We start from the raw sequence: 20,283 nt of genomic DNA on the forward strand, positions 1-20,283 counted from the left end.
TTGCTTTTCGAAAAAGCTACGTTAATATCCTTGTGATGTCTTCTGGTTGAAGTCAACAGGCAGAACTGCGCTACATGCATCAATAATCCAGCTTTCTCAATGGTTCATTGCAAAAATTTTCGTATTGAAGAATTGAACCCTTTTTTAGAATGGCATCTGCATGGATCAACGGATGATATTAATGAAGCAATGAGTTGGGCCCAGTCTCTCAGTGATCAAATCAACCGATCTGTCCGTGTGATTGATTTTTCTGGGAATCTGATCATCCAGTTTGAAGTTTAGTTCGCCTCCATAGTTTTAAAATCTATACATTTTTTGACATGATTTTTCAGGTAAAAATTATAGAAAGATATCCACCTGCTTGGTATTGATTCATTGCTGTACAGCGGAACTTCTTTTTGTGTTTGAATTTTGGTTCAGTTGTATCTCTGGGAATATTTTTGGTATGCGAAATCAAGATTTTTGATAGTCATAATCTTAAAGAAACCGTATTTCTGTCTAAGCTAAAGATGAACGGTTTTTGATTAATGATCTAATTCATGTTGATCGCCGCAGGTTGACTGCAGGGCTTCCAGTGGTTATTGACTTTGGTGATTTTATTGCAGCCCATTCGTTTTGCTGCTAGTTGTGCCAGGTTTTCATTGCTAAACATCAATTCTGCTTCGAGCTTTGAATGCTTCTTCGACGTTTGCGAGTGTAGATGATGAATGTGAGGAATTTGTTGCTTTGATCCGCTCAAATTGACAAATCCCATGCTCAATGGGCCTGCAGTCCAAACAGCCATTGTATTTAACCCCACTGAAAGTAGACCCATTCCCACCACTGAAGCGGTGACTGCGCCCATCGACACAAGTCCGATGCCGATCACACCCATCGGCACCACGCCGATGCAAACCACGCCCATGGGGACGATTACGATTGCTACAACACCTAGTGGAGCGATCCCAAAGGCTATTTTTTTTGGTTTTGAGCCATAATGATTCTTTGAATCAATATCCGATGCTGAATTTTCAGAAGTCATGGATTAATGAATATCACTCTTTTAGCTTAGTCATGAGGAAAATATCTGAAAACTCTATCACTTAAGCTTTTCGGCAAAGTGTCAAGCTGGATCATTTGTTTCGCCTTAGGCAATCATAAATCATTGGCTATCCGGTGTTTGTTGTGTAGCGACAATATGGATTTCCTCTGCCAGCTTCTTGATTGCAATTAATGTTTCACGGTCAGTCTGGGCTTGTTCTTCAGCAATCTCGCTTTGAATATTTTGACCAACAATAATGATTGACAGCAGTACTAATTGCAGAAATGTTTCAGCCACCCACGATACTATTTCCAAAGGATCTTCAGAAGATAGTGCCTCAGGTAGCGATACCAGTGCAATCGCTGCGAATAAATAAGCGCACGACATTGTGCCTACCCGTTCTGTTACAAACAGTGCAACTTTCTTGTTGAATTCCCGAATCTGCATCGCTAGCAATGATCTGATCTGTTTATTTTAGCTTCAAACATTGAACTCGACATTGATATAATGCGCTCATTGTTACCGAATGCAAGCCGTTGATTTAATATTCAATTTACTGATGATCTGCCGATGCAATATTGAATCTAGTCTCGCTTTAATTACCCTGCGTTTTTTATTCAATCTTGATTGCTTTCATCAAGTTTGACGCTTGAAGGTGTAGCAGCCTCCGTGGTATCCGGTGAAGGGCTGTGCATAGGTCACCAGTTCCCATCCCTGAGCACCAAGCTCATTCATCAGCTCCACCAGGCTCACCTTCTGAGGATGGTTCCTGGAGATCAATGGCTGGTCATCCAGCCAGAGCTCTTCAATCTCTCCAGTCCAGCTCTTGCCTCGGGGAACAAAGCGAAGTTGTGTGTATTCCCAGGCCATCAATGCTCAATGAGTCGGGCGACTCTAAGGCCATGAGCGCAATTTTCGATCGGGATTCAGCCAGTCAGCCACTGCAGTGAAGCCGACATTGCCAGACCGACGTACGTCCCCAGCAGATACCCCACCAACCCAACAGCCACGGATGGCAGGACAAGGCTGGGTCGGTTGAGGCTCCCTGCCAGTGCCAGAGCCGTGCTTGGTCCGCCTACAGCAGCTTGAGAAGCAACCAGGCATTCAGCCAAAGGCCAGCGCAACCAGCGTTGTGCTTGAAGGACAACAACGGCCTGAACGAGAACCACTAGGCAGGCGTACAGCAGCACCGGCAGCCCCTCACCGAACAGACCCGCAAGTTTTGAGCTGAGCCCGATGACCGCAAAAAAGGGCTGAATCAAGACCAAACCGATTCCATAACAGGGGCGACGCGACTGCGCCTGGGGTAACTGGGCTGCAATCAAAGCCACTGTTGTCAGCACAAGAATCGATGGTGGATTGATGCCGAACAGTCCCGTTAACCTCACCAGCTGGTCTGAGATCAACAACACGGCACCGCCCCAGAGCAGCCCGACCATCACCAACCGAGAGGAAGGCCATGGCAACGATTCAACCGTTGACGCTGATGGATCATTCAGGTCTGAACGCTTTGCCGGCAAAGACTGTGTTCGCTCACGTCCAATCAGCAAGCTGACAACAAACCAGGCTGTGAAAGCGACGTGATCTGCAGCTGTTGCAGTCAATAGAAGTGTGGGCGGCAACTCAAGACTTCTGGCAACAGAGACAAAGTTCAGACTTCCACCGGTGAATGTCGCACTGAACAGGCCTGTCAGTGGAATCCAATTTTCACCCAGCCATGGTGATAGCAAACCCCCCACCAGCAAAACAGCCACCAGAGTTCCTGCAACAGCGGTGAAGAAGGGGAACAGCAAGCGGCGTGCATCGCTCAGCACGCTGCGTAGTTCAACAGCCAACAGCAGTTCCGCTATGGCCAGAGAGGTCAATGGACCGTTCACCCACGACACAGTCGATGGTTCAGGTGTCCAGGTGGTGATGTTGGCCACCAACAGTCCAAGCACCAGAATCACCATGGTGGTTCCAAGCTTCCGGGCCAGGCTGTTCACCTCAGCCAGCCACCATCCGAGTCCTGTCAACCCCAGAATCAGTACGACTGACAGCAGCTGTGAGAGCGAAGTCATGACTGCCAGTCGGTTGGTTGTAGTGAAAGCATGCCCGAGAGCAGCAGTTCCTGGTCAGACTTGAACGGTGCGCGCGGCGACGGACAGATCGCGTTTTTCCAACGATTCAGCGTTGAGCGATGACCATCACTCCAAGTCTGTTTCTGGTTGTGCTGGGTGGTCGCACTGCCAGCAGCCATATTGAGCTCCATGATGTGCGCTGGGTGGTGGGACCAAGCATCGAATCCACCATTCCGACTCTGAGGCAACAATGGTTCGGGCTACTGAGTGGCCTCCATATCGACAGCTACAAAGCCATCCGACATGTGGATGGCTACGCCATTGATCTGATCAGGGGACATGCCCAGTCGCCGGCAACACAGCAATCGTTGTCAACTTCGAAAAGCGACCGGCTCTGGTTCATCAACCTCGGGGGGTACGACCGCGATTCTCTGCAGGAATTGCACCAGTTCGGTCTGGTGGTTGCAGGCAGTCAACAGGCAGCGAAGGCAAGGGCCCGAAGGCGTTGGTTGGATGGTGCGTTACAGGTTCACAAGGATGATCTGCATGGCATTGACAACCTGGACACGGTTGACGATTGCCTGCCCATCTTCAATGTCGAGGGGTGGCAGGTTCATCTGAGACCAGACCCTGGTGTCTCTGAAGTTGATCTGACACCCGACTGGTTTGGTTACTGGAGAATTGATGGGAAAGTCCCAAAGCCTCGCCCTGACTGACTGAAGCCTTGTTAAGCGAGGCTTTTAGACCAGGTTGGTCAAGCAGATGGTCAATTGGTTTCGATACGAAGTAGCAAACAGCCACAGCTAAAACCAAAGTCCAGCAAGGTTGTTTTCTTTACTGTTCACCGAGAAAATGTGGATTCCCATTGCACTCGCTGACTGCCACAGCATGTGATTGAGCTTCCGCCATTCCTTTGGCCCTGAGTGCCTTTTTGCTGATGGCCACACAGCGGTTCTGATCCCGGGACTGTTGAGCCACGTCATTGAAGAGAAGTAGGAAGGCAGCCCCGCCGATCACCATCAACAGGTTCAAAACATTCAGCTCAGACACTCTTCTGATCACGATTGCAATCTCCTGATGCTCTCAAGCCTTCACAGTCTTTCACCAGACATGCACGGCGACAGCACCGTCAACATCTTTCAGGTCTCCAGCAGAGCCAATTGGTCATCACCCATTGGTCGCATGAAACTTAAGACAACCCTCTGGTTCTGAACCGTGATTCAGATGAATGTCTGTAAAGCTAACCCTTCTGTACCACTTGAGTCATTGGTTGATTCATTTCGAGCGCTTATGACAAGTGCTAGAAATTGACCCAAGTTGTTTGATTGTGATGTTTAATAGAGACTAATTGCAAATAAGTCTGCAACCAAAAAATATAGAGGCTTTTTAAGAGTTGGATGTTTTAGTTGTCATGATTAATGTTAAGGATAATTGTTTATTGAACTAACGTTGATCGGATAACGATTCAAGCGAGTGTCTTAAACTAAAACCAATAGTGATCACGCAGCCCTGGTTTTTCATCAATATGAAACTCCTTGTATAAGGCTCTGGCGGCCTGTTCATTTCTGGTATCAATTAATAAAATTAAACGACTCTTCCACCATTCCTTGATTGGACCTGCATCTTTTTTGATGAATGAATGTGGTGGAATACGCATGAATGTACCTGCAAAGAGACAGATTGATAGTGGATAGAATTTGGAATGTAAAACTATCGCTGAAATGTGTAAGTAGCAGTTATTACAAATTAGCCACTGTGTTCGCTGCCTCTTCTTTTTTATTTGTCGTGTCAAGGCTGTGGCGATTGATTTGTATCCGCTGAGTTGTGTGGCGAATCCTTCCTTTTGAATGGATTTATGTCCAACAGTTGAACAGGTTCAAGCCTGTGGCTAGAGGTGCGTGGTTAGAGGGATTTGCTTGCATGGCAGGAATCACATCAAACCTGCCATCGTCGTTGCATAAAAAGCAGGTTTTTGCTGGTAATTGCGCTATTGCAATTGCACTCGGGCTGTCGCGCTTTGATTTCGGCATCGTCGCCAGGTTGATGCAGCATGATGATTGGATTTCAATCACAGGAATCGGTGAACTTGCGGGATTAAATGTTGCTGGATATGTGATTGGCTGCATTCATCACTCCAGAGAAAGAAGTCATAAGAACCTGTGCAAACTTCTGTTTTTGGCATTATTATTATTAATCTTTTCGTTGTGGCTTGAATCGGTTGATTGGCCTTTTCCTGTGCGCTTATTGATCAGGTTCATCAATGGTTGGTCAGCAGCTCATTTGGTTTGTGGAATTCCAGCCCTTGCTTTAAGAGGGATCTCCAAACACCAAGCCAGGAGATATACAGCATTTTTAGTGAGTGGTGCAGGTATCGGATCGTTGATTGGAACCATCTCGATTGGTTGGATCGCAGACAATTCTCCTACCTTCGCCTGGATTGTCATCTCAGCTTGTGCAACCCTCTTGGCCATACCTGTCGCATGGTTGCTGGTGGAATCTTCGAGGGTCAGAGGTGAACGAAAGTCAACCGCTTTGCAGCCTGGTGCTGCAGAGCAGAGGGTTCGTGTGAAATATCAAAACTTTAAACTTGCAGGCCTCGCTTCGGGATATTCATTGATCGGTGCTGGAATGGTACCGGTCATTTTGTATGGACCTTTGATTGCGACTCAGCGTTTAGACGCAAGTCCGATTATGAGCAGCGACTCTTTTGGACTCTTCGGAATTGGTTCAGTTGTTGGATGTTTTGTTGCCAGTGCATTCCCAAGTCAATGGTCTAACAGAACGATGTTGCCATTAGTTTCTCTTTTTGGATTATTGGGTAGTGTGATGTTTCTGATTGCAAGCGATCTTTATATTGAAATGACTGCAATTTTTTTAATTGGTGCTTGGGCTTACATGACCGTTGCTTTGACTTATGATCGTCTTGGTGAATTACTGAATGACTCCCAGAAAAAGCGTTGGTGGTCTCTTATATCATCTTTTTAGGTGGAAGCTACTCCGCTTTTGCGTTGATTTTTTCGCGTTTGGCGAGCATCTCAATGAAGGAAGTGCTTAGTGCAGGCGTGGTGTTAATGGGATGTCAATTGATGATGGAGTTGATTCAGAGGTCTGGCGTAAATGTACGTAGCCAGGATTAATCAGCAAAAATTATTTGTTTTGCTACTTGCTGTTTAGTTGATGTTTTGACCGCCTGCTTAGTATTTAATAATTTCAAAATAATATCTTGGCGACTCACTGGGGAGGTAGTTTGTCTTGGCTTGGGTGCTTTCTCGCATACCGGGCAATTCTGTAGATTGGATATGCGATCACTGCAAATGCCAAGGGGATAAAAAATAATCCCGTAACCATTGCAAGCAAGCCGCTTAACAAGAAGAAGATTGCAAATGCAAATTCAAGTCTGTGACCACTGCTCGTCATTTGCACTGTCAGGATATTCTTGTAAAAGAATTCTAATAGATAATTGATTATTTGCTTTACTCCCGTTCCTTGCCAGTTGAGTTTCATGGTCTGAATATCTCTGTTTTATTCAATTTTCAAATTCATTTTAATTCCCGCGGCATTGCCTCATTTCAAACTGTCTAGATTTTATTGTCGGCATTTTCACGATGTAGTCATCTGTTGTTTTTTAGGTTGGCGCCATTCCAGCCTGCTCCAAACGCAAAGATGATTGCAAAATATGCATTTGGAATGATGACACCCTCTTTTATCATGTCGACAAATGCAACGATTAAAAAGAATAGGCAAGAGTAAAACGACCAGTCTTTTTTCTTCGTGGACACAATAGTGAGTGCGAAATAAATTGTTGCGCCCAGTGTTGCACACTTTTGGTCGTTTAGCTATTGCCGATCTTCATCAGTCTTTTTCTCGTTTATTTAGGGGGTAGCAAATATATCAGAGTCTCCTCAGTTCACCCGTTTAAATATTGGATTCTGAGTTAATGAATTGCTATTTTCAGCCGATTAGAATTGACTTGACGTAAAAGCAATGACAGATGAAATACTGTTTCCAGTCAACACCTGTTGCCTTTAAGAGAATCCATCTTATTGATAATTGCTCGACATGAGTGATGAAAAGGATTTACATCCAGCGCTGGCAATTTGCTGATCAATAAATTCAGGCCGGCTTCATTCTGTTATGATTTGGTTGTTATTGTCCTTGTATAGATTGATCAATGACGGATTCGTTTGTAATAATCTTTGAGCTAATTTACGCTATTGGCAAATTCCCACCATTGCTCCAATCGTTCTTCCGTGAAATAGGTGGTGGAACCAAACAGGCCTCCATGGGCAGTGTCCTGCAGGGTGAGTTGGCGAGCATTGCGAAGCAATGCCGACTCCACTGGTACAAGACCATCACCTCTGACATCAACGGCTCCTGCAATCGCGCGATAACTGCTTTTGGCACTCCGTCTTGAGAATGCAGAGGCATTGGTGCTCTCCAGGGGCAGGTCACCCGCAATGGCTACGTAATCGATCCCTGGCTCGTGGCATCCGGGGAAGCACCGGTCAACCATGGCTCTGAGAGGGGTTGCGCGGACAGCCTGATGGGGGCTGCCAAGGCTGATTAAACGATTGACTCTCGACGCTCCTCCATAACGACGGCCCTCAAAAGCTTGATCGCTCAGATAGAGCCGCAACATGACCCCTCCAGAGCTGTGGCCGATCAGTGTGATCTGGTCCGAAGGTGACTTTGGCTGTAGTTGCTTGACGAGTTCGTCCACACGATCCAAGACGCGCCGCCAGCCGAAGCTCCAACTTGTGAGCAGCCAGTCATATCGCGATACGTTGACTACCTGAGCGTCGACAACACCCCGCTCCGTCAGCCACTTGGCCATCGGTTGATAGGCCTCTTCAGTGATCAGGAAACCACCGAGAATCACCACCGGCTGGTTTGGATCGACAGCTGTGATTTCACCAATCATGCCGAAACACCGTCATCATTCCTGCAGAGAAGGAGCATTTCATGAGTACAGAGAGAGTTGCTGATTATCCCAGGCCTCCACGGCTCGAGCCCAGTGCTGATCATGTGCTTGTGAAGGTAGGTGGTGAAATTCTTTTTGATGGAGAAGGCTGTATGCGTGTACTGGAAACCTTTCATCCTCCCACCTATTACCTCTCTCCAGACAAGATAAACCGGAAGCTGTTGATTCCATCAGCCGGTCGCAGCTTCTGCGAGTGGAAGGGTGTTGCTGACTATTTTGATGTTGTGGTGCGTGAGAATCGAGTGCATCGGGCTGTCTGGTGTTACTCATCTCCAACAGAACCCTTTAAAGAAATTTCAGGCTGGTTTGCTCTTTATCCTGGATTAATGGATGGTTGTTGGCTTAACGGGGAAAAGGTCACCGCTCAACCGGGTGGATTTTATGGTGGATGGATCAGTTCAGCAGTTGAAGGCCCATTCAAAGGTGATCCCAATCATCCAGAACTGATCTGATTGAACAGGACTGTGTATCGATGGGTGATTATTGATCATTGATTAATGATTAAGTATCTCCCTGGAGTGGTTTTCAGTTGTTGCATGTCCAATCTTTTTTTAATTCATCATAAAGAAGTCGTTGTCTTGAAGTTGTTACTAAGGAATCCAGGCACAGTTTGTAGCCTGAAAGCGGATCGCAAAAGATTTTCTGTGATGTTTCAGCGATCCATTCTATGAATCTGGATGATCCAGTTTCCGGTAATTTGATTGCTTCGATATAATTCTGATTCTCTTTGTTTTCACCTTGTGGTATGAGTTCCCGGTAGTCTGAGAGTTGGTAGAGCAGAAACTGTTCGCCAAGCCAGCAATCTTTGAGCGATAGGTTTGAACGTTTTTCACAGATTTCTGGATCTGCGCTGGTTACATATCTAAGTCGACCTAGCTTCACATCTGTTTCCAGTTGATTAACAGCTTCGATGCTGCAATGTCCAATTGCAATCAAGCCAGGGTATTGGTTCAATTCGGTGACATATAAAGCAGATGCAATATTGCCATTGTCAATGTCATCATTCAGCCAGTTGACGATGGATGGAATTGCCAAGTTGATAAAATCATAAAAACCTATTTTAGCCAATCATATAATGCCAAGATGGAACAATTGAGCAGTGATGGTGTGTCTTATCGTCATCAGTGTCTCAGGATTCTTCAGCGTGTCTTTGCTGCCCGAAGCTTGGGAAAAAAGCTTTTTTTTCATAGTTTACGATTGAAGCAATGCGCGAATACTTGTCGAGTTTTTGAAGCGATATTGACAACGGCCTAAGACAGCTGTCGGTGAAAACTACCAATGACAACTAACTGAAGCATGGCTAGCTTTCTGGAGAGATGAGTTCATCGATGAAAATTTCATTAATCTTTCTTGTCAGTTTGGTTCTTGTCACTTTGAATACAGCCGTCAATGCCGGCTCGTTGACGCAAACAGGTTTTGATCAAGCATCCACAGTTGAAGACCTTAAATCAAGGGTGCCAGAGGGTGCAAACATCACCGGTACGAATTGCGAGAAAATCGGTATGCCTTCCGGAGGAGCCAATAAATACCGCTGTACTGTGAACTGGAACTAATGTTGAGATTAGTTTGTCTGCGTTCTTTTAATTATGGCATCAATTGTCAATCCACTGGGATAATAAATTTTTAAGCCGTTATTTTTAGAGTTGTCTATTCATTGGCTCTTGTTGTTTTGTGATTTAATCGAGGGATGGCCGCTTGATAAAAATTATCGCCTGCTGATTGCTGCAAATAGATTTAAAGTAACCTTATTTACTGGATTGAATTCACGATGCAGGATCTGATCCGTTTGTTAAGAGAACAGCCACGAAACAGCGAAATTCCTGAGCTTGTCGCAGCTTCTGAATCGCAATCTACGATTGAACTTGATGGCAACCTCGACTTGTTGACCGGCGTCTGGGAACTTCGTTGGAGCAGCGCCAAGCAACCCTGGTTGAAGCAGGCTGACTGGTTGGAAAATCTCCAGGTTCTTGACCCTGAAAATGCAAGGGGTATGAATCTTCTGCAGCTTGCTGGCCCGCTTGGATCAGTTGCAGCAATTGCGGTTGAGGCCGAACTCAGTGTTGATGGACGTAACAGAGTCGGTGTGCGTTTTAAGAAGGGGGGGTGGAGAGGACCAACCATACCTGGTGGTAATCGACTCCAACTCTTTAAAGCTGTAAATCAGTCATTTCCAGCTTGGCTTGATATCACAACACTCACGAAGGATCTGCGTATCTGTAGAGGCAACGCAGGCACAACTTTCGCTTTACTCAAACGTCATGACAAGTCTGTTTCGGATTTTTTCACTGAAATATGATTATGGATTAAATGATAATTGTTTTATTTTAATGTGAATTAAATTTAATTCTAATAGCGTTTTCATTTTTTCTGGCTGTTCAAGAGATGATTAGTTTACTGTAGTAACTCGTCGCTCTGGTTTTTCTACCCGTAAATAGGAGTACTTGCAGGAAAATATGATTATTTTGTTTCTGATGCTGCAGATTAACGAGGCCAGTTCTGTTTGTTTTTGATTTCAATTTTGTCAAGTCTTATGACATTATGGGCTGCGACAATCAAGCCTATAGGCTTGAGCTAGTCAGTGCTCTACAGCCAGCGACCATTGTGTTTTAAGGCACTTGTTTCTCGATATCAGTCATCTGTCGTGCCTGAACATGATGGAGGCTAGTAAGGATTGCAAGCAGTCCAACACTGGTAAAAGAAATGATTGACGGACCAAGGATCTGCTGAGTGGGTGGCCAGGGGGGCCCAACGGACTACCCGTATTTGGAGATGCCGTCTATTGGTGTCTTGCTGGGGCAACAGGTTCAGGCTGGTTCAAGGGTGGTGTCTGAGCTCATGTTGATGCCTATGAACCGTGGGGTAACCGAAGTTTCAGCAGTAAGCAAAGCATTTTTCACACTGGTATGAACTGTGCCTTGATGCAATAAGCGATTTCACTGATGCCAGTGTCTCTCTTGTTGATGGATACTGAACGTACGAACGGCATTCGGAGGCGTTCAATGAGCAACGATGGTCCAACTGAGCATGCTTTAGAAGCTGCCTGACTGGCCCGACAAGCCACACAGCCAGACGCTTCGACCCGCCCTACTCGGCCTTCCGAGTAATGGGTTCAAGCAACATTCAGATAAGCCGTCTACCTCTCACGGTGGGCGGCTTTTCTTGTTTAATTGCCCTGGCAGAGGGGCTGGCAAGCCACACGGCGGAGTGCAAATCACTGCTGCTGGTCGAAGCAGTCCACTGCAGAATGATCAAGACCCAAAACAATGGGTCTGACAGCAGCTGACTTCATCGCTTGTCCGGCTTGTCACAGAACAGGTCGACTAACCCCTGATCGCCAATACCGAACCTTATTGCTGAAAGGATCGTGTTTCAGTACAAGCTTCCTAGGCAGCGAGCATCGCCAGCTTCTATTCCGTTCAACTACCACCTGGATTGTTTATTCTTATGAATTGTGTTCAGTAAAGGGTATAAAATCACAAGCACAATCCTCAAACTCAAAATTATTTGTTTCCAATGATCCTTTATGCTTCGTCCTCGTTTTCGTAATCACTGAATGAGATCAGGTAGTGGTTGTCGCTTTGATTCTTTTCAATGACCCATCCGAAAACCCATCCATTTCCCTCTCCCGTATACACAGTTCCTGACCAGGAATCATCCTCGTCTTCAACTTCGAGAATGTCGTCTTCGCTCACGCGCGCAGCATTGGGAAACAACTTCATGAACACCATTCCGGCCAACATTGAGGCCTGTTCATTACTCATATAGTCGAGCTCGTCCTGAGTGAACTGCTTGCCATCGCTGGCAAAGTCAGACTCCAGAAGCTTCCCTTTGAGTGGGATATTCTTTGCTTTACCCAAGCCGACCTGAACACGCGCTTCATGATCTGGACATCTTTTGGCGAGTGCGATGCGCTCTTTGCAACCAATGTCGAGATTTTTGATTTTGGCTGTGAACTGTTCGAATTCCATATCCTTTATATTGGCTGAAGCGCGTTCGCCTGTCAGTGGATTTCTATAATGACTTTCTTTCTTGCTCTGCTTCAACAGCTCTGTCATGCGGCATGAGAACAGGGCAAGTCATTCAAATGGAACGCAGTAAATTTTCAAGTGTCGAAACGTCGATCAAAATCCGGTCAATTCCAGTTGTGCTCTATCAATTCACGGAATGCTCCAGGGCTAGAAGAAACTTGACACCCATTGAACAAGGCCATGACTGTTGAAGTTGCATTGGCAATGCTGCACCAGGAAGATCGGTGGCTTCTTCAACTGCGTGATGAAAACCCCGAAATCGTTGCGCCAGGCTGCTGGGGTCTGTTCGGCGGACATCTGGAGCACGGTGAGACCGCTTTGGTGGCTTTACGTCGCGAACTCAACGAAGAAATCGGTTGGTGCCCGAATCAACTCAACTCCTGGTTCCAGCATCAGGATGAGAAGCGCATTGTTCATGTCTTCACTGGCAAGCTCAGTGTCCCTCTTCAAGATCTGCGGCTGCTTGAAGGTCAGGACATGACCCTCGCTAGTACAGAACAGATCCGCTCCGGAAGGCTTTGGAGCCAAAAACTTAATCAGGACCGTCCATTAGCTAGCGCTCTCTGCATAGTGGTCGACAAACTGGATGAAATCATTCAGGTGGACTGAAGCAGCAAGATCACAACAAAGGCGATCATTGCCAGCAGAATCCAGAACCACCAACCTTTCGAAATTTGTTGTTGAGTCCTCACCGAGCGTGGTCTGCCGCTCGATCCACGGGCCTTTTGGTCAGCAGGAACGCCGCAGTGTGAACACACGAGGCGACCACCAAGCGAGCGGTCAGCACGAAAGCTGATAGATCCGCAACGGGCACAGCGACGATCAAACATCAACACACATTACCGGTCAAGTCAGAGTCATCCGAAGGATCGATCGGGCCTCTGGTGTTGGTTCATCCATTATTGGCTTGTTTTTCATCAGTATGACCAATTTTTTGATGATACTCGTGGTTGCATTGATTTTCATCGGCAATGACAACTGAACTACGTTGTGCAGCCGAATTTTGATAGTTCTGATGGTCATCTTGCTTGCGTCATTGTAAAGCGAACAGCGCATACTGCAAAAGTTCGTATCCACTAGCAGTCTGATGATGCATTGCTGGTGTTTCGTATCTAGACTGAAGTGATTTAACGTTCGGTAGAGTGTGATCGGCTGTTGTTGAAGAGATTGAAGTAGCTTCCACAACCTTGGATGATAAGACAAAACTGTATTTAATCAGCACTACTTCATTGTTCTGATCGCTCGGATGACTAAAATGCACTTTTGTTGGATTTAAGAATTACAATCAATGCTTTTGTCCTTGTTGCCAAAAACTATAAATTGTAATTTAAAGCGAATATCTTTAGTTTTTATTGATAGTATAAGTGTCGAAAGCTTTATTTTAGACTGATTATGGCAAAATCAAGCAAGATCAGATGCCTGCATGGCTGAATTTCAAAGAATTGAGTGTCCCTCCCGATATCCGATAATTGTTATCAAAGCAATAATCGAGATCAGTGCACATACACCAGCCCAATCGATGCCAATCATTTGCCTACCTCCAGAACGCTACCCTTTCATTAAAGGGCGGCTGTGACACTGGCACAAGGCGTGAGAACCGAATGAAATATTCTGGATGAATGGATTACCTAATGTTTTCACCAACTTGGTTGCTGGTTCCTCTCCAATATAAGTTATCGGCAGTTGTCAACTGAGGCCGTAAGCTTTGCTTTTTTATTGAGGATTTCTGAGTTGTCTCATTTGCAGGCTTTGGAGCTGCACTTGATCAAGCATTAATGGAATAGTGCGCCTCAGGTCTTCTTAATTCTCAAGTCTCCTGTAAGTTTTGGCTGACTATAAAAGCAACGATTTTTCTTAGTGCTTAATAGAAAACACTTCAATATTTATTACCTGGGTGATTAGTATGGAATGTCCAACAAATGTACGAGATTGATGGCATGATTTTCCTTTTGAAGGGTTGTTTAAACGAATAGTTCCTTAGGAGCTCATAACATCTTGCAGCGACTCGCTTGAGGCCAGTCAGCTATGAAGTAAAAACTGTAATAATTTTGCACCCAATCTCGACCCCGTAATCTGACTGTATTGAGGCTTTTAAGCACTATTTTGAAGTTGACTAACTATGTTGTAGCCTTTTTTGGCAAGGAGAATCGATAAGCGTTGTAACGCGTATTTGTGTTGGTTTGCGTTGAGGATCGATTTGTTCATTTATTGACGCATCATTGCAAGCAAGCTTGAATTGTGTTCTTTTATTCAAAAATGCCATTTATGCATAAGACGACTTAATCACGGCTTTCATGAATTGTTAATTCAATAATATGATCTGACCCGCATTCTATCAATTTAAATAGCATTGTTAGGAGTTAATCCAGTCTTAATGTTTTTACAAATACGATCATTTGCAATCATTACCAGTGCTGTATTTTTGAACCCATTGGTCATTGCAATAAGCCCTTTGCCTTCGTCTGCGGAAACTTTTCAAGTTTATAAAGACGACAAGCTGACTGGAGGACGTGCAATCATTGGAACTGGTCAAAACCTTCCTGCTCTTTCTTCATCCGGAGTCTGGGCAATTGGTAATTTTCCAAAAGAAGAGATTGAAAAATATCACAATAAACAGTCTGCTGCTGATCAACAAAGTGTGGCAGATGCTGCTATTGCATGGACTAACCAATGGTCTCAATCTCGATGTAATGTACCTAAGTCTTTAGATTTTAGTCAATGTAGATTAGCGGCGGTATTCGATGTAGACGATACTATGTTGAGTTCTTATTTTGTTGATCTGAATTCTCCAGTTCCATTTGTTCATAATGGAAAACTTCTAAACAATGCAATTGAATCTTGCAAAACCCCAGTCATTGAGCCTGTAAGAAAAGCTTATCAAGTTTTTCGTTCCTGGGGAATTGCTACCTTTATTGTCACTGGCCGATCTGAGAATCAGCGGAAATCTACTCTGAATTGTCTCGAATCGATGGGCATGTCAGAGTGGGAAGGTGCTCATTTCAAGCCGCATGAATATAAAGGTTCAGCATCGCAATGGAAATACCAAGTTCGTCAACTTCTTATCAATGACGGCTGGAATATTGGGCCAAGCATTGGTGATCAGGTCAGTGACATGTCTTATGGCTCATTTACGCGTGGTTTTCTTATGCCAAATGTCAGATATTTTATAAAATAGTTTTCTTAAGTGTTATTAGATCTAACGCGGCAATCTTTTAGTTGTTTCACAGACTTGACCATTGTATTTATCCCTTGCAAACTTGACAGAAAGTTTATAATTGGAGTTTTACTTGCTTAGTAATAAATCTTGGACTTGGCTCGTCAAGCAGCCGAACTTCTTGCTGGCTTATGACTATCAGCGTGTTGAACACTTCTAGTATTTGTATTTTTGGTTCCAAACGTGTACTTATATTTGAATGGCGCAATGATGATTATTAGTGGTGGTCGCAAATTGGTTTTTTGCTGCCTATGTAATAAAGAATTACACTCTTTTTGATTCAATGGCTACTTTTCTGATCGATCTTGATAGAGTGATTTCTAAGCATTCAACAATGGAATTCAATGACGGGGCTTTGAGTTACTTGAAAAAGATCAAAGATGAGGGTCACAATATTGTTTTTACGACGGCTAGAAAAGCTGCTAATAATAATATTCCATTGCTTCAGCTAAATTTGTCCATTGCTAAATTGAATGATTCAGGTATTGAATTTGATTCCATTGTTGGTGATCTCTCAAGTCCGAGGGTAGTTGTCAATGATGACGGTGCTTTTGCTGTTGATCATGCTCGGAATTCTCCACGTCATCACCATCCTGGAGTTGAGTTGTTTGCGTCAACCTAGCCGCCAGTAAAGTCTACCTCTTTTTTCTCTGTGATAACTTCACTCTAAGCTATGATTGGGTTGAATTATTTTTGTTTAGCACCATGAACTGTATGGTATTCGTATCGTGTCTCAAAGCGTAAAAGTTGCATTGTTTTTGCTGCATTAATGCTAAAAAATTATGGATTAAAAATCTGTTATGTCCGCTGAACAAATTGTCGAATTGGCCAAAGCCATTAAGTCAGATGCCAGCTTGAGGGAAATGTGTGTCAGCACGAAGTGTTCCGATGTTGATGATCAGTGTGTGGTTGCCAAGCAGTATGGTTTTAGTATTCACCCACATGATTTCGATAGTTATCAAGGCGGCAAGCTTGTAGAGCAGTCTGACGAAGATTCTTTTCTGAGGCCAAATTGGTGGGAGCTCATTTAGCTAATTCGTTTCCACTAGTTGATGTATTTCCGCTGTTTTAAAAAATCAATTTGTTTTGTAATTTTTCACATCTATTTCAATTATCGATTTTCATATTTTTTCTTGTTTTTGATTGATGATTTTTGAATTTAGAAAAGTTTTGCTGTTAAAGCTGTATGTTGAGTGCTGATTATTTTTGCTTCATTCTAGCGATGGTTGACATCTAATATCTTTTCATATTCTTCTGCTGCAAGGTTAATGTGTTGGGTAGCTAATATGGTTATTTGCAGCTTCCAGCTCCTCGCTGATTGGCTTGTTTTATTGTTTCTTTAAAAATGTTTGGTTGCCAATTGTCGTTGATGGCAGCCAAGCTCAAGATGGCTCCATGGATTCATGACAATTTCCAGGCGGCAATTTCTAGGCATTGGGACATTTTCGATCCTATCCAGCATGGCAGCTTCTGGCTGGATGTCTGCAGGAACACAGGCATCAGTTGGTCTGAAACAACCATTGAGGGATGCTTCCATTCCTTTGGGCAATGCTCAATGGAGGCGGCAAGCCATTGCCAGGCTCTGGCATGAACACAAAAAAGCAGGGCCTACGCCGTTAATTGTGCATCAGTTTCCATTCAATTCGCGATCAAAACTGCTGCTCAAGAATGAGGCAATGAGTGTGACGGGCAGCCTTAAGCATCGAGTTGCCTGGGCTCTTGTGATGTGGGGTCTTATTGGCAGTGGTATCCGGCGTGATCTTCACCTTTTTGAACGCACCAGCGGTAATACCGGCATCGCTGAAGCCTATTTCGCTCAGCGACTAGGTTTGAGCTACACCGCTGTTGCGGCAGCAGGCATCAGCCCCCTAAAGCTGAAGGAGATTCGTCGCTATGGAGGGCGAGTTTTACTCATTCCGCAGGGTGTTAGCCCTTTGGCCTACTACCGGCAGGTCTTGGCAGACGACCCTCTTTCCTACGACATCAATCAGTTCGCGAATGCAGAAAAGGCCATCTCCTATTTCCAGGGCCCGGAGGCTGAAACTGAAAATCTCGCCAACGAGCTGGTGCTTCAGCTTCAGGAGCTAGGCATAAGCAGACCCGAGTGGTTTGTCATGGCTGCTGGCAGTGGGGGGACGGCTACCAGTATTGGTCGCTATATGCGTAAATGGAATCCTGGTTGGTCACCCGGATCCAAAACCCAACTTCTTGTGCCTGATCCGGAGCATTCTGTTTTGTTCGACTGGTACCGCACCGGGAATGCAGAACTGCGCTCTTCAAAGCCAATTTTGATTGAAGGTGTAGGTAGTAGAGGGCCCATCATTTTCGGCAGCACTTTCAGTCTTCAGCGGGGTGTTGTGGATCGCATGCTCAAGGTGCCCGATGCCCTCACAGTTGCAGGGATGCACCTGGCCAACGATCTGGTGGGTTTTCGTGTCGGACCTTCCACTGGTTTGAACCTGGTTGGTGCACTTCACTTAGCTTGCGAAGCCCATCAGTATGGGCGTTCCACAAACATCGCCACTGTGATCTGTGACAGTGGCGAGTTGTATTCCGACAACTACTACAACCCCGACTGGCTGGCTTTTTACGACCTGGATTGGCAGCCGTTGCTTCCCTTACTCCGCACAGCCTGGGAGCAGGGCAGTTGGCCTTCTCAGCTTTAATCCCCCTGTTTATTGAAATCTCTGTATTGCATTCATGAGTGATTCTCCCCGCTTGCTTGTTTAGAGAAATTCCTTCTTTGTTCAGTTAGAATTGATCTAATCGTCGAGCATTTGCTGCAATTCTATTCAGTAATTGATCTTGATTCAAGTCATCAGCGATTGCCATTTATTTTCTGCTTGCGCCATAGCTTATCGCAGTACCTGACTCAATGGGAATCACATCCAAAATGGCTTGAACTTGCTGCTTAATTGTTCTTTTTATGGTGATTATTTGTATTGAAAACCTATTCAAGCATTGTGTTGATGCATGCTTTGTTTGACTTCATCATTGGTGGCGGCTTGGTTGCAGGTTGGTTTTTTCTGTTTCACAGTGATCACACGAGAGTTTATGGCTGATGTCATTTCCACAGATTAACGTAGGTAGTGCCAGGGCAGTGATAATCTTTCTTCTTTTCGGTATCGAGGTTTGCATCCCCATCCTGCATACGCGTGGATTCTCAAGTGAAGTGTTAGGCCAGACAAAGAGTGCCTGTTGGTATACATCACCACATAGCGGAAAAAGGCGCTGGCTGGTAGCTGGCCGATCAGTAAGTGAAAGTTTCAAGCCTCAGAATTAACATCATTGTGATTCATCACAAGGATTCCAGGGAGGAGGATCTTGTACTTGAATCAGAAGTAGTTCAGCAGGTTTCTCGCCTACTGCCCATGAGCGATGTCCTCTGTGTTGTTTTGTTCCCTGATCTCCACCAAAGCTGATTTCTCCGGGCCCCATTTCCACGACCATTCCATCCATCGTCTCGACGCGCCAGCGGCCACGAAGGGGAATGATCCATTGAGGCTTTGGGTTTTCATGCCACTCACCAACTTCTCCCGGCATAAGAATTAATGTGAAGACTTTGGTAGGTCCGCTGTAGTGAAGTGCACTCCAGATGGGAGCAGCTCCATCAGCAAAAACTGATAGCTTGTGACCTGAGAGACAATGAAAATTCTGACAACTTTCACCTTGCTTATTGACCCACACCCGCCAAAATTTTATGCCTTTGTTTATCATTTTGAAACTTCATTCCTCAAGTTCATTGAATGCTTCCTTCGCTGCCAGCAGTGCATTCGTTGCGGCTGGAAATTCGCAATAGGCAATCATCTGAGTGATAATTTCAAGGATCTCTGCTTTGCTTGATCCTGTATTTAATGCGCCTTTGATGTGGACCTTAAGTTCTGGAAGAGCAAAGTCCTGTACTGTCAATGCTGCAACAGTGCAAAGCTCACGTGTTTTGTCATCGACAACATCACGTCTATAGAGTTCACCAAACGGAAATTCGACATTGACTTTTGCAAATTCAGGATAAATTGAGTGAATCACCTTGATCCATTGATCGGCAGCATCGCCAAAATGAGTACGCATTTCTTGCATGCCTTCGACATACTTTTCTGATGGCATAGAATTTCGTTGCGATATTACAAATAACAGAATTGACTATGGACTAAGTCGGTTGACGGTGTACGTTTATCCAATAGCAACGCTTCGTACTGATTGTCCGTATTTTTTGTTTGGCTTTTATTGAATTAGTGATCAAGGTGTTTTGAACCCAAGGCTTAGGGGCAGCAAAAACCCCGCCGTTGGCGGGGCGTGATTGGTTTCAGGCCTTTTTGCCCGGGGATTTACGTCCACACAGCGCCCTCTGCTTTTCCGAGCAAGGTTTTTAAAGGTTTTTAGCGTCCCCGTAATGGCTTCATGCTTCTCGCCGAACAATAATCATTCTGTCAGGCAAACTGATAAATCAGTTTATGCCCTTCAATTCATATTTTCATGTCGCAGAGATTTGTCTTGTTAAGAGACTAGGTTTTTGAGGCCAAGGTGTCTTCTGTAAGACTTGCAATCCCTGGGTTTGGTTACTGGTTTGTTTTCAAGGAAAATTTTATTGCAATAAATATCCTGTAAGACAAAAGTTGCTTAAGAGGCTTCTGCACAATGCTTTCAGTTTGGGATTCAGGTGTGCCTTAAAAGTCTTCCGTTCTGTTTTCCAGCCATAACCATTCCCTAACAGCACAGAAGGTGTCTCGCGATCTCGGTTTGTTATCAGTTTCTTATCTCCAGGTGCGCGACGGTGGTTGCAGCTGTCACTGAAGCTTCTGTTTTCTTGATCTCACGACGTGTCGCCAAGTCCTTGCGCTTCACACCAGATGCAAGGTTGAACGCGAGGAAATGATCGATGGATCCAGCTGCTTGCCTCAGGTCTCTTGGTAAATCAGAGAGGGGGTTCTGGGGGCGAATCCGGCTTGAAGTTCTCCAGGCTGTGACTCAGGTTGTGGAGT

At 45.0% G+C, this 20,283-nt stretch carries 22 protein-coding genes; 10 read left to right on the forward strand and 12 right to left on the reverse strand.

Annotated features, from left to right (window positions below; genetic code table 11):
- Window positions 1-532: 532 nt before the first annotated feature.
- From SIB73_RS03550 to SIB73_RS03565, 4 genes are all read right to left on the reverse strand, one after another.
- Complete coding sequence (locus SIB73_RS03550; RefSeq protein ID WP_413402888.1) at window positions 533-1,021, reverse strand: hypothetical protein; 489 nt, start codon at window positions 1,019-1,021, stop codon at window positions 533-535.
- 120 nt (window positions 1,022-1,141) lie between these two features.
- Window positions 1,142-1,468, reverse strand: a complete 327-nt coding sequence (locus SIB73_RS03555; RefSeq protein ID WP_413402886.1) for a hypothetical protein — start codon at window positions 1,466-1,468, stop codon at window positions 1,142-1,144.
- Window positions 1,469-1,657: 189 nt separating this feature from the next.
- Window positions 1,658-1,891, reverse strand: a complete 234-nt coding sequence (locus SIB73_RS03560; RefSeq protein WP_413402884.1) for a hypothetical protein — start codon at window positions 1,889-1,891, stop codon at window positions 1,658-1,660.
- Window positions 1,892-1,947: 56 nt separating this feature from the next.
- The gene (locus SIB73_RS03565; RefSeq protein WP_413402882.1) at window positions 1,948-3,081 is read right to left on the reverse strand and encodes a DUF819 family protein; all 1,134 of its coding nucleotides are present in this window, start codon (window positions 3,079-3,081) and stop codon (window positions 1,948-1,950) included.
- Window positions 3,082-3,200: 119 nt separating this feature from the next.
- Here SIB73_RS03565 and SIB73_RS03570 point away from each other — a divergent pair, with 119 nt between their 5' ends.
- The gene (locus SIB73_RS03570; protein ID WP_413402880.1) at window positions 3,201-3,797 is read left to right on the forward strand and encodes a DUF1543 domain-containing protein; all 597 of its coding nucleotides are present in this window, start codon (window positions 3,201-3,203) and stop codon (window positions 3,795-3,797) included.
- Window positions 3,798-3,915: 118 nt separating this feature from the next.
- Here the strand turns inward: SIB73_RS03570 and SIB73_RS03575 are convergent, their stop codons facing one another.
- Window positions 3,916-4,131, reverse strand: a complete 216-nt coding sequence (locus SIB73_RS03575; RefSeq protein WP_413402878.1) for a hypothetical protein — start codon at window positions 4,129-4,131, stop codon at window positions 3,916-3,918.
- A gap of 433 nt (window positions 4,132-4,564) precedes the next feature.
- The gene (locus tag SIB73_RS03580; RefSeq protein WP_413402876.1) at window positions 4,565-4,738 is read right to left on the reverse strand and encodes a hypothetical protein; all 174 of its coding nucleotides are present in this window, start codon (window positions 4,736-4,738) and stop codon (window positions 4,565-4,567) included.
- A gap of 263 nt (window positions 4,739-5,001) precedes the next feature.
- On the opposite strand from SIB73_RS03580, the gene SIB73_RS03585 reads away from it, so the two are divergent.
- The gene (locus SIB73_RS03585; RefSeq protein ID WP_413402874.1) at window positions 5,002-6,066 is read left to right on the forward strand and encodes a YbfB/YjiJ family MFS transporter; all 1,065 of its coding nucleotides are present in this window, start codon (window positions 5,002-5,004) and stop codon (window positions 6,064-6,066) included.
- A 246-nt stretch (window positions 6,067-6,312) separates the two neighbouring features.
- Here SIB73_RS03585 and SIB73_RS03590 read toward each other — a convergent pair whose 3' ends face one another.
- Both SIB73_RS03590 and SIB73_RS03595 read right to left on the reverse strand, forming a co-directional pair.
- Window positions 6,313-6,585, reverse strand: a complete 273-nt coding sequence (locus tag SIB73_RS03590; protein WP_413402872.1) for a hypothetical protein — start codon at window positions 6,583-6,585, stop codon at window positions 6,313-6,315.
- Window positions 6,586-7,282: 697 nt separating this feature from the next.
- Window positions 7,283-8,002: an esterase/lipase family protein gene (locus SIB73_RS03595; protein WP_413402871.1), complete on the reverse strand. Its 720-nt coding sequence runs from the start codon at window positions 8,000-8,002 to the stop codon at window positions 7,283-7,285.
- A gap of 41 nt (window positions 8,003-8,043) precedes the next feature.
- On the opposite strand from SIB73_RS03595, the gene SIB73_RS03600 reads away from it, so the two are divergent.
- Window positions 8,044-8,514 (forward strand): DUF427 domain-containing protein, encoded by a 471-nt coding sequence (locus SIB73_RS03600; protein ID WP_413402869.1) that lies wholly within the window; start codon window positions 8,044-8,046, stop codon window positions 8,512-8,514.
- 73 nt (window positions 8,515-8,587) lie between these two features.
- Here the strand turns inward: SIB73_RS03600 and SIB73_RS03605 are convergent, their stop codons facing one another.
- The gene (locus tag SIB73_RS03605) at window positions 8,588-9,097 is read right to left on the reverse strand and encodes a hypothetical protein (protein ID WP_413402867.1); all 510 of its coding nucleotides are present in this window, start codon (window positions 9,095-9,097) and stop codon (window positions 8,588-8,590) included.
- Between the two features lie 281 nt (window positions 9,098-9,378).
- Between SIB73_RS03605 and SIB73_RS03610 the strand changes: the two genes are divergently transcribed.
- Window positions 9,379-9,615: a hypothetical protein gene (locus tag SIB73_RS03610; RefSeq protein WP_413402865.1), complete on the forward strand. Its 237-nt coding sequence runs from the start codon at window positions 9,379-9,381 to the stop codon at window positions 9,613-9,615.
- A 215-nt stretch (window positions 9,616-9,830) separates the two neighbouring features.
- Window positions 9,831-10,358, forward strand: coding sequence for a PAP/fibrillin family protein (locus SIB73_RS03615; RefSeq protein WP_413402863.1), 528 nt, complete (start codon window positions 9,831-9,833; stop codon window positions 10,356-10,358).
- 1,225 nt (window positions 10,359-11,583) lie between these two features.
- Here SIB73_RS03615 and SIB73_RS03620 read toward each other — a convergent pair.
- Window positions 11,584-12,117, reverse strand: coding sequence for a hypothetical protein (locus SIB73_RS03620; protein WP_413402861.1), 534 nt, complete (start codon window positions 12,115-12,117; stop codon window positions 11,584-11,586).
- A gap of 153 nt (window positions 12,118-12,270) precedes the next feature.
- Between SIB73_RS03620 and SIB73_RS03625 the strand changes: the two genes are divergently transcribed.
- The 5 genes from SIB73_RS03625 to SIB73_RS03645 all read left to right on the forward strand — a co-directional run bounded on the left by SIB73_RS03625 (window position 12,271) and on the right by SIB73_RS03645 (window position 17,970).
- A complete protein-coding gene (locus tag SIB73_RS03625) occupies window positions 12,271-12,699 on the forward strand; it encodes an NUDIX hydrolase (RefSeq protein WP_413402860.1) in 429 nt (142 codons plus the stop codon).
- 1,843 nt (window positions 12,700-14,542) lie between these two features.
- Complete coding sequence (locus SIB73_RS03630; RefSeq protein ID WP_413402858.1) at window positions 14,543-15,265, forward strand: HAD family acid phosphatase; 723 nt, start codon at window positions 14,543-14,545, stop codon at window positions 15,263-15,265.
- A 259-nt stretch (window positions 15,266-15,524) separates the two neighbouring features.
- On the forward strand, window positions 15,525-15,926 hold the full coding sequence (locus SIB73_RS03635) for a hypothetical protein (protein ID WP_413402857.1): 402 nt from the start codon (window positions 15,525-15,527) through the stop codon (window positions 15,924-15,926).
- 696 nt (window positions 15,927-16,622) lie between these two features.
- Entirely contained in the window at window positions 16,623-16,895 is a 273-nt protein-coding gene (locus SIB73_RS03640) for a hypothetical protein (RefSeq protein ID WP_413406579.1), read from the forward strand.
- The gene (locus SIB73_RS03645; RefSeq protein WP_413402855.1) at window positions 16,783-17,970 is read left to right on the forward strand and encodes a PLP-dependent cysteine synthase family protein; all 1,188 of its coding nucleotides are present in this window, start codon (window positions 16,783-16,785) and stop codon (window positions 17,968-17,970) included. Before SIB73_RS03640 ends, SIB73_RS03645 begins: the two co-directional genes overlap by 113 nt.
- Before the next feature lie 619 nt (window positions 17,971-18,589).
- Here SIB73_RS03645 and SIB73_RS03650 read toward each other — a convergent pair.
- Together SIB73_RS03650 and SIB73_RS03655 are read right to left on the reverse strand one after the other, a co-directional pair.
- A complete protein-coding gene (locus SIB73_RS03650; protein WP_413402853.1) occupies window positions 18,590-19,021 on the reverse strand; it encodes a cupin domain-containing protein in 432 nt (143 codons plus the stop codon).
- Window positions 19,022-19,030: 9 nt separating this feature from the next.
- On the reverse strand, window positions 19,031-19,408 hold the full coding sequence (locus SIB73_RS03655; protein WP_413402852.1) for a carboxymuconolactone decarboxylase family protein: 378 nt from the start codon (window positions 19,406-19,408) through the stop codon (window positions 19,031-19,033).
- Window positions 19,409-20,283 lie beyond the last annotated feature (875 nt).

This window comes from Synechococcus sp. MIT S9509, from assembly GCF_047303035.1.
Lineage (GTDB): Bacteria > Cyanobacteriota > Cyanobacteriia > PCC-6307 > Cyanobiaceae > Synechococcus_C.

What these genes read in the sequence shown, in the direction of transcription:
- SIB73_RS03565 (WP_413402882.1), bottom strand. Translation starts at nt 3,081, where the DNA reads ATGACTTCGCTCTCACAGCTGCTGTCAGTCGTACTGATTCTGGGGTTG.
- SIB73_RS03615 (WP_413402863.1), top strand. Translation starts at nt 9,831, where the DNA reads ATGCAGGATCTGATCCGTTTGTTAAGAGAACAGCCACGAAACAGCGAA.
- SIB73_RS03580 (WP_413402876.1), bottom strand. Translation starts at nt 4,738, where the DNA reads ATGCGTATTCCACCACATTCATTCATCAAAAAAGATGCAGGTCCAATC.
- SIB73_RS03595 (WP_413402871.1), bottom strand. Translation starts at nt 8,002, where the DNA reads ATGATTGGTGAAATCACAGCTGTCGATCCAAACCAGCCGGTGGTGATT.
- SIB73_RS03620 (WP_413402861.1), bottom strand. Translation starts at nt 12,117, where the DNA reads ATGACAGAGCTGTTGAAGCAGAGCAAGAAAGAAAGTCATTATAGAAAT.
- SIB73_RS03590 (WP_413402872.1), bottom strand. Translation starts at nt 6,585, where the DNA reads ATGAAACTCAACTGGCAAGGAACGGGAGTAAAGCAAATAATCAATTAT.
- SIB73_RS03570 (WP_413402880.1), top strand. Translation starts at nt 3,201, where the DNA reads ATGACCATCACTCCAAGTCTGTTTCTGGTTGTGCTGGGTGGTCGCACT.
- SIB73_RS03655 (WP_413402852.1), bottom strand. Translation starts at nt 19,408, where the DNA reads ATGCCATCAGAAAAGTATGTCGAAGGCATGCAAGAAATGCGTACTCAT.
- SIB73_RS03550 (WP_413402888.1), bottom strand. Translation starts at nt 1,021, where the DNA reads ATGACTTCTGAAAATTCAGCATCGGATATTGATTCAAAGAATCATTAT.
- SIB73_RS03560 (WP_413402884.1), bottom strand. Translation starts at nt 1,891, where the DNA reads ATGGCCTGGGAATACACACAACTTCGCTTTGTTCCCCGAGGCAAGAGC.
- SIB73_RS03645 (WP_413402855.1), top strand. Translation starts at nt 16,783, where the DNA reads ATGTCTGCAGGAACACAGGCATCAGTTGGTCTGAAACAACCATTGAGG.
- SIB73_RS03600 (WP_413402869.1), top strand. Translation starts at nt 8,044, where the DNA reads ATGAGTACAGAGAGAGTTGCTGATTATCCCAGGCCTCCACGGCTCGAG.
- SIB73_RS03650 (WP_413402853.1), bottom strand. Translation starts at nt 19,021, where the DNA reads ATGATAAACAAAGGCATAAAATTTTGGCGGGTGTGGGTCAATAAGCAA.
- SIB73_RS03585 (WP_413402874.1), top strand. Translation starts at nt 5,002, where the DNA reads ATGGCAGGAATCACATCAAACCTGCCATCGTCGTTGCATAAAAAGCAG.
- SIB73_RS03610 (WP_413402865.1), top strand. Translation starts at nt 9,379, where the DNA reads ATGAGTTCATCGATGAAAATTTCATTAATCTTTCTTGTCAGTTTGGTT.
- SIB73_RS03555 (WP_413402886.1), bottom strand. Translation starts at nt 1,468, where the DNA reads ATGCAGATTCGGGAATTCAACAAGAAAGTTGCACTGTTTGTAACAGAA.
- SIB73_RS03625 (WP_413402860.1), top strand. Translation starts at nt 12,271, where the DNA reads ATGACTGTTGAAGTTGCATTGGCAATGCTGCACCAGGAAGATCGGTGG.